Here is a 13446-nt window from a genome sequence, read left to right as displayed (position 1 = left end):
CCCGACTTATAATAATATCCTAGCACGAACAAAAAGTAAAAAAAAATTACCAACCTAGAGAACTAGGCGGGTAATTGTGCACTTTCCATAAACTGATGACGGAATTGCTCTCCGCTAAGCCGTTCTTCTCGGAGTAGGATATCGAGAGAATTGTCGAATATTGCTGAATTTTGAACAAGCGCAGCTTTCGTTCTTGCAGCAAGATCATCTAGAATATAAGTATTCTCTTGCATCAGCACTTCGGTTGTAACCATATCCATATTCACAATGCCGAGACGAGTTAAACCTGAGGTCATCATCGTGTGCACTAACTTCAAAGCTTGGTCAAAATCGTTTCGAGAACCTGTACTACGTCCTCCATAATAGATTTCTTCCGCTGCGGCACCAGCAAGAGCTACCATGATTTGTCCTTCTAAGTAACCCTTCGTGTACAAATATTGCTCTTGCTGAGGATTGTGTCTTACATACCCTAGTGCCTGTCCACGAGGACTAAGTGCTACTTGGTTCACACTTCCTGGGGATACAATTTCAGCAAGCACGGCATGGCCTAACTCATGCACGGCTACTCTCCGTTTCTCTTCATCATTCGATTCGCGGTCCGTCTTCTCTCCAAGCATCACTTTATCGATAGCCATAGACAAATGGCGTTGCTCTATGAGATTCATGTTCTCTCTCATCGCATAGATAGCCCCTTCATTCATGACACTCTCCAGCTGAGCACCTGAGAATCCATAAGATTCATCAGCAATTTTATCGAGTACAACTTCCGCATGTAGAGGCTTGTTCTTCGCATGGAGTTCAAGAATATGTTTGCGCCCTTTTTTATCAGGAAGATCTACTTCAATATGACGGTCAAAACGGCCGGGTCTAAGCAGCGCACTATCCAGCATTTCTTTACGGTTGGTAGCAGCAATGACTAAAATACGCGGAGCATCCGAAGAATAGATTCCATCCATTTCGGTCAACAGTTGATTCAGAGTCTGGTCGTACTCGCGTTGCTGACCTCCTTCACGTTTGCCACCGATTACATCAATTTCATCGATAAAAATGATCGCATTTTCTTTCTTTTCTTTTATAGCTCTCGTTCTTGCATCCTTGAAAAGGTCACGAATTCGGCCAGCACCCACACCTACATACATTTCCACAAATTCTGAACCGGACGCTGCAATGAACACAGATTTAGTATAATGTGCGGCTGCCTTAGCCATAAGTGTCTTCCCTGTTCCTGGAGGGCCTGTGAGCAGAATCCCTTTAAGCGGACGTATACCAAACTTTTGAATTTCTTCATGACGGACCATAAAATCTAGCGCTTCTCGAAGTTCCTGCTTTGCGCTATCTTGTCCACCGATTTGTTCAAATGTTAATTTCGAAGGGCCCTCTTTCTTACGTTTCTTCTCCTGAGATGCGGTCACCGCAATGCCTCCGCGCATGTTCATGACCAAATAAAGCGATCCTACCATAGTTAATCCTATAACGAGCGGAAGAACATTCATTCCGATAAATGCCATGAATACCAACAATACGATAATGAAACCTAATACGGCCTCTTTCACCCATTTAGACATTGTTCCATACCCCCAGTTCACCCGGCACGCGAGGTAAAATAATGAACTTGCTTGCTTTGCCATCCGTCAGTGAGATGTAAATATTCTTGTCATCCATCGTTGCATCGGCAGACATATTGCTTTGACCTTTAACTAGTTGATTCAGCATATCTGGAATCTCTGTGTACTTCTTGCCGTCCATGGCTTCAGCCACAGAGAATAGGGCCTTGGACCACCATAAATCTAGCGCTTTATTGGAATGATCTTCTACCGTCATTTTGAGCTTCCGATTACCTATTAAGTCTTTACCGTCCATTGTCACATATTTGGCCAAACCACGAATATCTGTTTTTGGGGCAAGATCAAGTTTCATATCTAGTTCTTTTTGGTTAATATCAAATTGGACGTTTTTGACGCCCTCATATTTGGTAACGAGATGTTCAAGCGGTTGTTGCACCGCAAACTGTTTGTATGTGAACCAACCTCCGAATAGCAATACACTGGATACTGCTACAGCAGTAACCAAGGGAACGATGCGTAGTTTCAAAGTAGACATCCTCCTATAAATTAAGTTAATGAATAGCGCAAGGAATACATACGAGTAGATCGTTGATTCAAAAAAGATAGCGGTGAATCCGCTTATTTGTGTTTACTTTTGTATACCAAAAAGTATATCACAGAATATATATGATTTCGAAATTTATGAATGCATAGATATGAAAAATTAAGCAATTTCCTGGATTGTTCAGAAATTAGACGTATTTCGCCCATACAAAAAACCTTCCGGAAATCCGGAAGGTTTTTTTGTACTATCCTATAGACTATATCTATTCTAACTATTCGGTAGAGTGAATACATCTTCAAGCGCTTTCCCATCAGCAAAATTATAGAATCGATACATATAATGATCCCCATCTTTATAGAACACTTGCCATACATATTGATTGTTATATATTCCTGGAATGACGCGTTCTAATGTTATATTGGGCATTTGTTGCTGTATTATAGCTCTTATCTTCGCTTCACTCGTTCCTGCCGAAGAAGGCGCATGATATAGAACCTTTCCATCTTTGACCCACACGAACATTTCTTTTTGTGAAGCATCTTTTCCAATGACTACATAAATGACTTCATCCCATACAGACTTGACTGTCTTCGTAATCTCCGTAAGTCCCACAGCCTTAGCAGCGGCAGCTGAAGCGACCTGTTCCTCTGCATTGCGATCCTTCATGACATAGATATAATAACGGCTTATACCGATTAATATGAGACTTAGCACAATGAGTGATAACAGAATCCACTTGGTTCTAGTCTTCAAGCCTTCAACTTCCTTTCACTTAGAATACATAAATTTAACGAGCAAGCAGTCCTTCAAAACAAGCCTGTGCCTCATGGCGAACACGTTCTTCATCAATCGTTAGACAGTTGCCTTGTTTTACAACTTGCTCTCCATTCACCCAGACATGAAGGACATCTTTGGGGCCCGCAGAATACACCATGTGAGAAACATAGTCAGTACGGGGTAAGAAGTGAGCTTGTTCCGTATCTATTGCTATAAAGTCGGCCTTCATTCCCGCACTTAAGCGACCTACACGCTCTAGATAGATTGATTCAGCTCCATAGATGGTACCCATTTTCAGTGCCACTTCAGCCGGAATGGCAGTCGGATCTCCCGAAAATCCTTTGTGAATGAGGGCAGCTAGACGAATCTCTTCGAACATGTCCAAATTGTTGTTGCTTGCCGCACCATCTGTCCCTAAAGATACCTTCACACCGGACTTCAGTAAGTCAGTTACTCTAGCAATGCCACTAGCAAGCTTCAAATTGCTCCCAGGATTGTGAGATACGGCTACCTTGTTAGCCGCAAGCCGTTCAATTTCTTCATCATTGAGATGGACAGCATGGGCCACGATGGAGGGACGTGTAAAAAAACCTAACTTCTCCAGGTGCGCTACAGGACGTAGTCCGTACTCCTCAACATTTTGTGCAACCTCGGAAGCCGTTTCGGACATATGCGTATGTAGAGGAAGATCTAAGTCATGCGCAGCTTGTACAAATTTTTCAATAAATGCTGGGGGGCATGTATAAGGGGCATGGGGTGACATCATCGTCGTAATACGGCCATTTGCTTTTCCATTCCAGTCCTTAGCAAAACGTATTGCTTCATCCAATTTTTGCTGCTGCACATCCTCAGGGCATAACCCAATGGCACCGCGCATCAACACACCACGTATTCCAGATTCATCGACTACCTTCGCTACTTGATCCATATGATCATACATATCTAAAAACGTAGTGGTACCGCCTTTAAGCATTTCGACTACGGAGAGTGCTGTGCCCCAATAGACATCACGAGAGGTAAACTTGGCTTCCATCGGCCACATTTTCTCTTGCAACCAGACCTGAAGACTGAGATCATCACCATAACCACGAAGTAACGACATGGCTGCATGTCCGTGAGTATTCACGAGTCCGGGAGCAAATAGTTGACCTTTGCCATCATAAGTAAAGGTCTCTTCTTCACCTTCAGGGCGAGTCTCCCCTATATATAAAATAGTATCATCTTCTATAAGCATGTACCCCTGAATAACGGAGCGTCCTTCCTCAAGTACAACAAATGTACCGTTTTCAATTAACCATCTATGCGTCATGTTTGTCGTTCTCCTTTTCGTTATCAAGATAATAAGCAAGACTAAGGAGATCCGTTGTGAAATCCGCAGCGTGCAGTCGCACTTCAGAAGGCACTTTAAGAATGGTGGGAGCAAAATTTAAGATGGCTTCGATGCCAGCACTCGTAAGTTGATCCGCCACTCTTTGCGCTTCCACATCCGGAACCGTAATAATTCCAATCCGTACTTTTAGCCGCTGCACCGTCTCCACCATATCTTCAATAGGCTGAATCGTTAGGGAGTTAATCTTCTGACCCACTTTAGAGGGTGAGGCGTCGAACACAGCCACAATTTTCATATTGTCTTTGAGGTAAGTATTGTAGTTCGACAAAGCTTGACCTAGATTACCTGCCCCCACTAAAGCTACATTAATCTGTTGATCCAAATTTAAAATTTGACGAATTTTCTCAATGAGATAAGAGACATCATATCCAATCCCTTTACGGCCAAAGTCACCAAAATAGGCCAAATCTTTGCGAATTTGAGCTGGATTAAGATCCAGCTTCTGACCTAATTCTTGAGAGGAGACCGTAGCCACCTCCCTCATGCTCAGCTCACTGAGAAAGCGCAGATATACAGGTAATCTACGCACAACAGCATCTGAAATTTTCTCTGATTTCATTTATTTTCCCCCTATGCGTTGTTAAACCTGACTTGCGCTCAGCCACTCGGAGATCCGAGGTACCATTTGTTCGGTCGGCATATGCTCCATTTTAGGTCCGGGCAATGAATATAAAAAGTACTTTCCGTAATATGAATCTAGTATTCTGGTGTCATAGACAATGACAATACCACGGTCTTGAGAGGATCGAACGAGGCGTCCAAATCCTTGTTTGAATCGGATAACCGCTTGAGGCACACTAAGCTTCATGAACGGATTTTTTTTCTGCTGCTGAAGCTTTTCGCTTTTCGCTTCGATGAGTGGGTGATTCGGTGGCTGGAAAGGTAAGCGAACAATAGCTAGGCTCGTGAGTGCATCGCCGGGGATGTCGACCCCTTCCCAAAAACTGTTCGTTCCAAGGAGTACCGAAGCTTGCTGACTTTGGAAACGACGCGTTAGCTTGGTGCGATTCCCGCTGTCCACCCCTTGACCAATGACCGTAATCCCATTTGCAGATAACATATCTTTGAGTGGTTCATACACTTGTTTGAGCATACGATACGATGTGAACAAGACAAGCATTCTACCGTGTGTGGCAATCGCTGCATTACCTAAAGATTGGACTAGCGTATTTACGAAATGATCGTCACCCACGCTGCCCTTAACACTAGGAAAGTCTCTAGGAATAACTAACAAGGCCTGTTCTCTATAATTAAAAGGAGAGGGAAGTAACGAAGTCAAGACGCGGTCTTGTTCAAAAGCTTCTTTAAGCCCTAACTGTTCAATCATATATTGAAAAGATTTGTCTACGGCGAGTGTGGCCGAGGTCATGACTACACTTTTTTTCTTATCAAAAAAATACGCTTTGAGTTGTTCACTTACCTCAACAGGAACAGCGAAAATTTGCAAAGAACGACTGCGATAATGTCCGTTCCCCTCGATCCAATAGACCGTGTCTTCATTCTCAAGCTTCATGAACATCCGAATGTGATCTCGCTCTGAGGCTAAATCCTTGAACAGACCACTTAAATCCGTCATCAAACTCTCCGAACCAAAGCCGCCGTCATCATCCTTAAGTTCATTCAGCATACGCTCACCCTTACGAATGATGGTGCCCAAAGTCATGAATATTACGTTCTCCTGATCCGTGAGATCTTCCCAATTCTTTGGCTTCTTCGTGGGGTGGAGTCTGAGGACGAACTGACCCGGATCTCCTGGCGCAGCATCACTGCGTTCTGGCATCAAGGCAAAGAGGAGATCACTTAGGCGATCCCAATGCTCTTTCACCTCAATGAGATCAGGAATGATGCTATCTATTACACTTACCCACTCCTGTGCCTTCTCAGATGGACTACTCTGCAGCTGCATTCTCAAGTTAGAGAGCTGTCCTGTCCGGCTATCTTTGTATAGACGTGTCAGGGTATGAACAACAGTAAAATATTTCATATTCATACCTAAATGTTTGCCCGCCACTTCTTCAAGATGATGAGCTTCATCGATCACAAGTCTTTCGTAAGATGGCAGTAATTGATGACCCGCTTTGACATCAGTGAACAGTTTGGAGTGATTGGTAATTACGACATCCGCTATGCCCGCTTCGTGCTTAGCTTTGTGGTAGTAGCATTTGCGGAACCAAGGGCAAGACCGTCCTAGACAAGAATCGGATTCACTAGCCACTGTCTCCCAGAACTCTAACCCCTTATTACCTTGATTCAGTTCTTCGTCATCGCCCGTCTCCGTCTGCGTTAACCATACGATCATTTGCGCAGCAGTTAACACATCTTCTCTAGGAGAGCTGAAATCACGTTTGTTAATTTTATGTTCAAATTTGCGAAGACACAAATAATGCTGTCTACCTTTGAATATCGCCGCGCGAAAAGGAAAAGGCACGACCTCAGTTAGCAAAGGTATATCGCGCTCTCTAAGTTGTTCCTGTAGGTTAATCGTGTGCGTGCTGATCATCACTTTTTCCTCTGACTTCACGGAATGATAAATGGATGGCAGCAAATACCCTAGAGATTTCCCTGTACCTGTACCTGCTTCGATCAACAGATGTTTATCTTCATCAAATGCCTTCATCACTTCGGTTTGCATCATATTTTGAGCTTCACGTTCTTCATAATGTGAAAGTTTTGCACTCAAATTCAAACGGACTTGATCCATGAATTGTTCAAAATTCAGATCCTTAAGCGGATTCTCATCTTCAATGCTACGGGCTGGCATAATGTCCATCCAGTCTTCCGTCTTCAGAGCAAATTGACGATAATAAGTGAACCCCTCAATGGACTGATCCGCCTTCTTCTCTGCTTCTTCTAGAGCCGCATCAAAAAACCAGCCCAAATCGCTATCCTCGCCTGCGAACAGATCTGATAATCGTTGAAGGCCCAGTAAAGGTAACGCATCAATTTCTTCCAGACATTTCAAAAATATTAACGCTGTTGCAAGCGCATCGCTATCTGCTTGGTGTGGACGATCATGCTGCAATCCAAACTCACCAGATACCAAACTAAGTTGATATGAAGGCAAGGAAGGAAACATAATTTTGAGAAAATCCATTGTGTCCAAAATACGACCTGTAAAAGGTAAATAACCTGAACGATCCAATGCAGATTGCAAAAAGTTAAAATCAAAAGCTACATTATGACCGACCAACACTACATCATCTAATAAAGGCACCAACTCAACCATCATTTCGTCAAGTACAGGAGCCGATGCCACATCTTCTTCTGTAATTCCTGTAAGTTGTGTGATAAATGGAGGAATGGATAATCCCGGTTTGACGTAGGAAGAATACACTTTATTAATAGTTAGATCATGATCTATAATAGCAAGTCCCACTTGAATAATCTCATCAGAGGACTGGTTACCCGTTGTTTCAAAATCGAGAACGGCATATTTCATGTTTAGTCAAATCCCTTTCGTTCCAGTCTCTATACCAGCATACCAGAGATTCATCCGTTTGGAAATTAATCAAGTACAAACAGATATTCGCATTCATAAATGATAAAATAAAAAAACGATGCGCATAATCCCATGAGGTTAGCGCACCGCTTTATTAGGTATTCGGGTCACATGAGTGATGCCAGCTGACTTCCATATTGGAGACAGCCTCTTTTCTGAAGACACACATTAAGATTAGCCAAAGGTTCAGGAAAAGAAGGATCCATATGATGAGCAAGAGTGAAGTATTCCTGAGCTCTGTCCATTTGACTCATCTTAGCTTCTACACATCCCAATGCATTGTAGATGATGGAGCGAAGCCTTTTATTACTGGTAAGGGGAAGAACCCATTGGAAGTGTCTCCCAGCTTCAGGAAAATCTTCTGTATTCAAATGACACATAGCCAAATAAATATGGGCAAGAAGACTGTCCTTGAACTGCTCCGTCGACAGTTTAAAATGTCTTGCTGCCTGCGGATACATATTCAATTTGTAGTACCCTTGACCTTTAATAAAGTCAGGTGAGCTCATCTCTGGAAGTTCAGCAGGGGCTCCTGACTCCGGAAGACCCCACCCCTTTCGAATCTCGCTCATTTTCTCTTCAAATGATAGCCATTCCTCAATAATTCCATCACTCATCGTCTTTAGCGTCTGCCATTTCTGGCTGAGTTCCTGTTTGTCAACTCCCTCAGCTATCGGATATCTTCGAGCAATGTCATCCAGCATTTCATTCATTTCCGCAAATACGTGTTGAAACATCATCTGCATCCCACCCTAAACGAAAATGAAATCGAGAAGTGTAGCGACCCTTATATTCATTTTTTGTTCAAAGAGGCTTTTTCATTCCTCAAGGGATTAATTACATAGCAGACGCCTAGATGTATGACTTGTCAAAAGTTTTCTACTTTAACGGATTGTAGCATGGAGTTCTTGCTGAACCGTCTCCACTGCATGATTGCATTCATCCACGAATACAACCGTTGGCTTGAATCCATTCAATTCTTCCTTCGAGACTTGAGCATATGAGATGATAATCACATTATCCCCCGGCTGAACCAATCGTGCGGCAGCCCCATTAAGGCAGATAACACCACTACCTCTAGGTCCTGTGATTACATAGGTTTCCAAACGCGCCCCGTTATTATTATTAACAATTTGAACCTTCTCGTTCTCCAATAAGTCCGCTTGTTCCATCAACTGTTCATCAATGGTAATACTTCCTACGTAATTCAAATTGGCTTCGGTTACCGTAGCCCGGTGTATCTTGGATTTCATCATTGTTCTATACATGGACAGGCACTCCTTTGGAAGATATAACAACATTATCAATAAGGCGCGTCGTTCCAAATTTAACTGCAACAGCCACAATTACATCATGCTCAACATGTCTCAAATCCACATCACGGCCTATTTCATTTAGAGTAGGGAACTCGAGTACTTGAACATAATCAATATTGGCTAAGGGTTTGGATCTAATCAACCCTGTTACCCGTTCCACAAGTTCTGTCGCTGTCACCTTCTGATCTCCTTGAAGATCATGTTGAACTTGTTGTAAAGAATCGGACAAAATTAAAGCCTGTTTCCGATCTTCAGAGCTAAGATACACGTTTCTGGAACTCAACGCAAGTCCGTCTTCTTCTCTTACAATAGGACAGGCTTCAATGGTTACATCAAAATTTAGATCCTCAACCATTTGCTGAATGACCGCAATTTGCTGCGCATCTTTCATACCGAAGTATGCATAATCTGGCGCAACTAAGTGGAACAACTTGGAGACGACAGTGGTTACTCCATCAAAATGTCCCGGTCTTGATGCACCGCACAAGCTTGAAGTTAACTCTGAGACTACAATTCGAGTCTTCGCAGGTTTGGGATACATCTCGACTACACTAGGAATAAATACAATATCTACACCTTCACGTTCTGCTAGTGCCAAATCACTTTGTTCATTTCGGGGATATCGCTCAAAATCTTCGTTAGGTCCGAATTGAATTGGATTTACAAAAATGCTTAGTACGACTAGATCATTTTTTGCACGTGCTTCTCGAAGCAGACTGGCATGCCCTTCGTGTAAAAAGCCCATTGTAGGAACCAGACCTACGGATATCTCCCGCCCTTGGCGCATTGCTGCGTTACGTTCTTGTCTCACGCTCTCCCGAAGTACTTGGACTTCACCAATTACCTTCATGCCCGTGATTCCGCCTTTCTGCGTCCATAAAGCTCAGGAATTACATTTTCATCCGCAGTGAATACATGTTGCTGTGCTGGAAATTGGCCTGATTTCACTTCACTCACGTACTCTTCAAGTCCTTGACGAATTTGCGCTCCAATATCTGCAAAAGTTTTTACAAACTTCTTATCTCTATAGTTAGGGTCATATTTCAGAATATCATGATATACCAGAACTTGACCGTCACAGAATCTGCCTGCTCCAATGCCAATCGTTGGAATGGTCAGTTGTTTGCTGATTTCTGCCGCCACCTCTTCGGTTACTAGCTCAAGCACAATAGCGAAAGCTCCAGCCCGCTCCAGTGCTTTGGCATCCTCCAATAGTCTGCGTGCATCTTCTGCTGTTTTCCCTTGAATACGGTATCCGCCAATTTGATTCAAGGATTGAGGTGTAAGCCCAATATGGCCGATGACAGGAACTCCAGCTTTGACAATACTTTCTACAGCCAAGCAGATTTCCATACCGCCTTCCATTTTAATGGCATGTGCTAGGCCTTCTTGCATCAGGCGTCTTACATTCCTCATAGTCTCATCAATACTTCCGTGGTAAGTCATGAAAGGCAGATCTGCAACAACAAAGGTATGTGTGGCACCTCTACGCACAGAAAGTGTATGGTAGACCATATCATCTATGGTAACTGGTATCGTGGTTTCTTGACCTTGTACTACATTTCCTAATGAATCTCCGACTAAAATCATATCTACGGAAGCAGCTTCCGCCAAACTTGCAGATGGGTAATCATAGGCAGTGACCATGGTTAGCTTCTCGCCATCTTGTTTCATTTTTTTCATTTTCACAATGTTCAGTGCTTGTTTAGCCAAGGTTAACATCTCCTTTTGGGTTTCCCGCTTACACAACAAAAAGAACCTTTTAGCAGCACTAAAATTCAGTACGAATACTAAAAAGTCCGAAAGTCCATTAGAAGAGTTACAACGTTCGTCCCTTCTGTCTCGGTCCTTTCGGCTCAGAGCAGAATCCAACGTCAAAAGTCGACGAATCATTCAGTTAGGTCCATTGCGCATCCAAAGCAGGTACAAGTGCAGTTCGGTCAAGCCGATACCGCCTCATGTGCTCAGTATACCATGGGACGTCAATTATTTCACGTATTCAACTGAACTTCTCCAGAAAATACAGTTACCTTCTTACCTTCTTCGTTCTGTACAATAAGTCCACCTGATGAATCTAGACCTACGGCGTAGCCTTGTACAATTTGACTGCCTGAATGGAGTGTTACCTCACGATTCAATGTCACAGATAGCGCTTCCCACAAATGCGCAATAGGCGAGAATCCTTCCTCTTGATATAAATCATATAAGGTTTCTAATTCCTGTAGTATTGCACTTATAAGTGCGGCTCTGTCTACTTCTGCACCTTGCTCAAGCTTAAGCGATGTGACTTTCGTTCTTAATTCTTCGGGATAATCTTCAAGATCCATATTTACATCGATCCCGATACCCGCAATACAATATCGAATTCGCTCATCCTCGGCTACTGATTCTAATAATATGCCACTAATTTTCCGCCCATTCACAAGAAGATCGTTCGGCCACTTAATGCCCGCATCAATCTGGGTTAGTGTACGTATAGCTCGGCATACTGCTACAGCTGTAAGGAGCGTAAGCTGAGGGGCACAAGCCAAAGATTGGTCTGGCCTTAGCAAAAGACTCATCCACACGCCTTTACCGGGAGGAGAAAACCAGCTCCGACCTTGTCTTCCTCTTCCAAGTGTCTGCTCTTCCGCAATAACTAGCATTCCCTCAGCCGCTCCTATTTCAGCATTGCGCCTTACTTCTTCTTGCGTGGATGTCGTCGTCTCCAGCAACTTGAGATTGCGGCCGAATCGCTTTGTCTGCATGCCTAACATAATAGATACTGTATCAAGACGGGCTGGGCGATGCAGTAATCGGTACCCTTTTCGCGATACAGCCTCAAATTCGTACCCCGCCTCTCTTAATTTGTTAATTTGCTTCCACACCGCAGTACGACTGATGGAAAGTCTACGGCTAATTTCTTCACCTGACATATATTCTCCCGGATGAAGCAACAACATATTCAGTAAAGAGTTATTTTCCATATCCATTCTCCACCTTTGTCAATTCTTCAAGTAGTGCTGCACGTTCATTCTTGAGATCACCTGCGGCTACAAGTCCAACTAATCGTTGCATCGTTTCACTTACCCAAGGTCCTGCCGGCCTACCTACTTGGACAATTACATCTGATCCACTTATGTTTAGTTCCTTTGCCGAATGGAGGGGAACTTCAGTACACCACTGTTGCATGATCGGCAAATAGAACGTCAAGTTCTGGGATGTCTCAACTGGAGTTGATATCTGATCTTCTGAATTGCCGGTAAGCTTCTCTGTAGAGAGTAAACGCTCTCTTACAAGCCAGTGACTAGCTGTTACTTGTCCATATTTAAGCTGTAAAGTAATCCAAGCTCTACGTAATCCTTCATAATCAGATTGGCGCGTATGGAGTCTATCCTGTTCGAGCTTTCTGTGGCAATCCCTGATCTCTAGATCAAAATATATAATTTTTGTTATAGCTTCAATCATTTTGGACGGGAATGTCCAAGACTTCAGCCAAAGCTCTAAATCCTTAACTTCAGATTGAAACCACTGAACAATGTAAGACCAACGCAATGCTGCAGGTGAGGAGGGCAATTTTTCTAAAAGCTCCGCTTCAGATTTAGATATGGCTGAACTCTTCATAGCAATTTTAGTATATTTCATCAGACCACTTCGCTCTAACAATTCTAGTCCTCGCAGCGGGTGTGGTCCTGCAATTATCTTTTCTAGTTCTGCTCGAATCCGTTCTACAGCTATATATTGAATCGATGCTCGATTATGGATGAGCCCTTGCCACGTTCGGACAGACGGAACAAAATTAAAAATAGAGGCAAAGCGAATGGCTCTTAGCATACGAAGCGCATCCTCTTCAAATCGCTCATCTGCCTTTCCAACACAGCGAACTAGTCCTTCTTTTATATCTTTACGACCACCAAAAGGATCAATCAATCTACCTGCACGATCCATAGCCATCGCATTCATTGTAAAATCTCGACGTTTTAGGTCTTGCTCCACGTCCTGAACAAATTCCACTTCACTTGGACGTCGATGATCTTCATACCCTGTTTCTTTACGAAAAGTTGTCACTTCAAAAGGGATCTGATCCATAATTACGGTAACTGTACCGTGCTGCATACCTGTCGGAACAGTACGTTCAAACATATTTAAGACCTGTTCCGGTCTTGCCGATGTGGTTATGTCCAGATCATTCACGGGTCTACCCATCCACTCATCCCGGACACTTCCACCGACATAATATGCTTCGTAGCCCTCATGCACCAGCTTTTCAAGCACTTTGTCCGCGGCTTCCGCCATAGCTCTTTCGACTTGCTTCCATTGTTTCAACCGATTCTACCTCCTACACAAAAATACTTCGGACATTCGTCCGAAGTACC

The 13446-nt window shown here is 43.3% G+C and carries 12 protein-coding genes; all 12 read right to left on the bottom strand.

Annotated elements, in window-relative coordinates; genetic code table 11:
- Positions 1 to 62: 62 nt before the first annotated feature.
- On the bottom strand, positions 63 to 1565 hold the full coding sequence (locus J2Z69_RS02985) for an AAA family ATPase (RefSeq protein ID WP_209859011.1): 1503 nt from the start codon (positions 1563 to 1565) through the stop codon (positions 63 to 65).
- Positions 1558 to 2091, bottom strand: coding sequence for a hypothetical protein (locus tag J2Z69_RS02980; RefSeq protein WP_209859009.1), 534 nt, complete (start codon positions 2089 to 2091; stop codon positions 1558 to 1560). The genes J2Z69_RS02985 and J2Z69_RS02980 overlap by 8 nt, the downstream gene beginning before the upstream one ends.
- Before the next feature lie 285 nt (positions 2092 to 2376).
- A complete protein-coding gene (locus tag J2Z69_RS02975) occupies positions 2377 to 2862 on the bottom strand; it encodes a cell wall elongation regulator TseB-like domain-containing protein (protein ID WP_209859007.1) in 486 nt (161 codons plus the stop codon).
- Between the two features lie 34 nt (positions 2863 to 2896).
- Complete coding sequence (locus J2Z69_RS02970; protein WP_209859005.1) at positions 2897 to 4195, bottom strand: amidohydrolase; 1299 nt, start codon at positions 4193 to 4195, stop codon at positions 2897 to 2899.
- Positions 4185 to 4835 (bottom strand): redox-sensing transcriptional repressor Rex, encoded by a 651-nt coding sequence (locus tag J2Z69_RS02965; RefSeq protein WP_209859003.1) that lies wholly within the window; start codon positions 4833 to 4835, stop codon positions 4185 to 4187. The genes J2Z69_RS02970 and J2Z69_RS02965 overlap by 11 nt, the downstream gene beginning before the upstream one ends.
- A 21-nt stretch (positions 4836 to 4856) precedes the next feature.
- Positions 4857 to 7715 (bottom strand): ATP-dependent DNA helicase DinG, encoded by a 2859-nt coding sequence (gene dinG / locus J2Z69_RS02960; RefSeq protein ID WP_209859001.1) that lies wholly within the window; start codon positions 7713 to 7715, stop codon positions 4857 to 4859.
- A gap of 167 nt (positions 7716 to 7882) precedes the next feature.
- Entirely contained in the window at positions 7883 to 8515 is a 633-nt protein-coding gene (locus J2Z69_RS02955) for a tetratricopeptide repeat protein (RefSeq protein WP_342591546.1), read from the bottom strand.
- Between the two features lie 144 nt (positions 8516 to 8659).
- A complete protein-coding gene (gene panD / locus J2Z69_RS02950) occupies positions 8660 to 9043 on the bottom strand; it encodes an aspartate 1-decarboxylase (protein ID WP_209858999.1) in 384 nt (127 codons plus the stop codon).
- Positions 9036 to 9941: a pantoate--beta-alanine ligase gene (panC, locus tag J2Z69_RS02945; protein ID WP_209858997.1), complete on the bottom strand. Its 906-nt coding sequence runs from the start codon at positions 9939 to 9941 to the stop codon at positions 9036 to 9038. The genes panD and panC overlap by 8 nt, the downstream gene beginning before the upstream one ends.
- A complete protein-coding gene (gene panB / locus J2Z69_RS02940; protein WP_425354975.1) occupies positions 9938 to 10804 on the bottom strand; it encodes a 3-methyl-2-oxobutanoate hydroxymethyltransferase in 867 nt (288 codons plus the stop codon). The genes panC and panB overlap by 4 nt, the downstream gene beginning before the upstream one ends.
- Before the next feature lie 278 nt (positions 10805 to 11082).
- On the bottom strand, positions 11083 to 12057 hold the full coding sequence (locus tag J2Z69_RS02935) for a biotin--[acetyl-CoA-carboxylase] ligase (RefSeq protein ID WP_209858993.1): 975 nt from the start codon (positions 12055 to 12057) through the stop codon (positions 11083 to 11085).
- Complete coding sequence (locus J2Z69_RS02930) at positions 12047 to 13396, bottom strand: CCA tRNA nucleotidyltransferase (protein ID WP_209858991.1); 1350 nt, start codon at positions 13394 to 13396, stop codon at positions 12047 to 12049. The genes J2Z69_RS02935 and J2Z69_RS02930 overlap by 11 nt, the downstream gene beginning before the upstream one ends.
- Between the last annotated feature and the right edge of the window lie 50 nt (positions 13397 to 13446).

The sequence above is a fragment of the Paenibacillus shirakamiensis genome (assembly GCF_017874255.1).
GTDB classification, from domain to species: Bacteria; Bacillota; Bacilli; order Paenibacillales; family Paenibacillaceae; genus Fontibacillus; species Fontibacillus shirakamiensis.
Note: the sequence above shows the minus strand (reverse complement) of the source record. Positions and strands in the feature narration are given on the sequence as shown.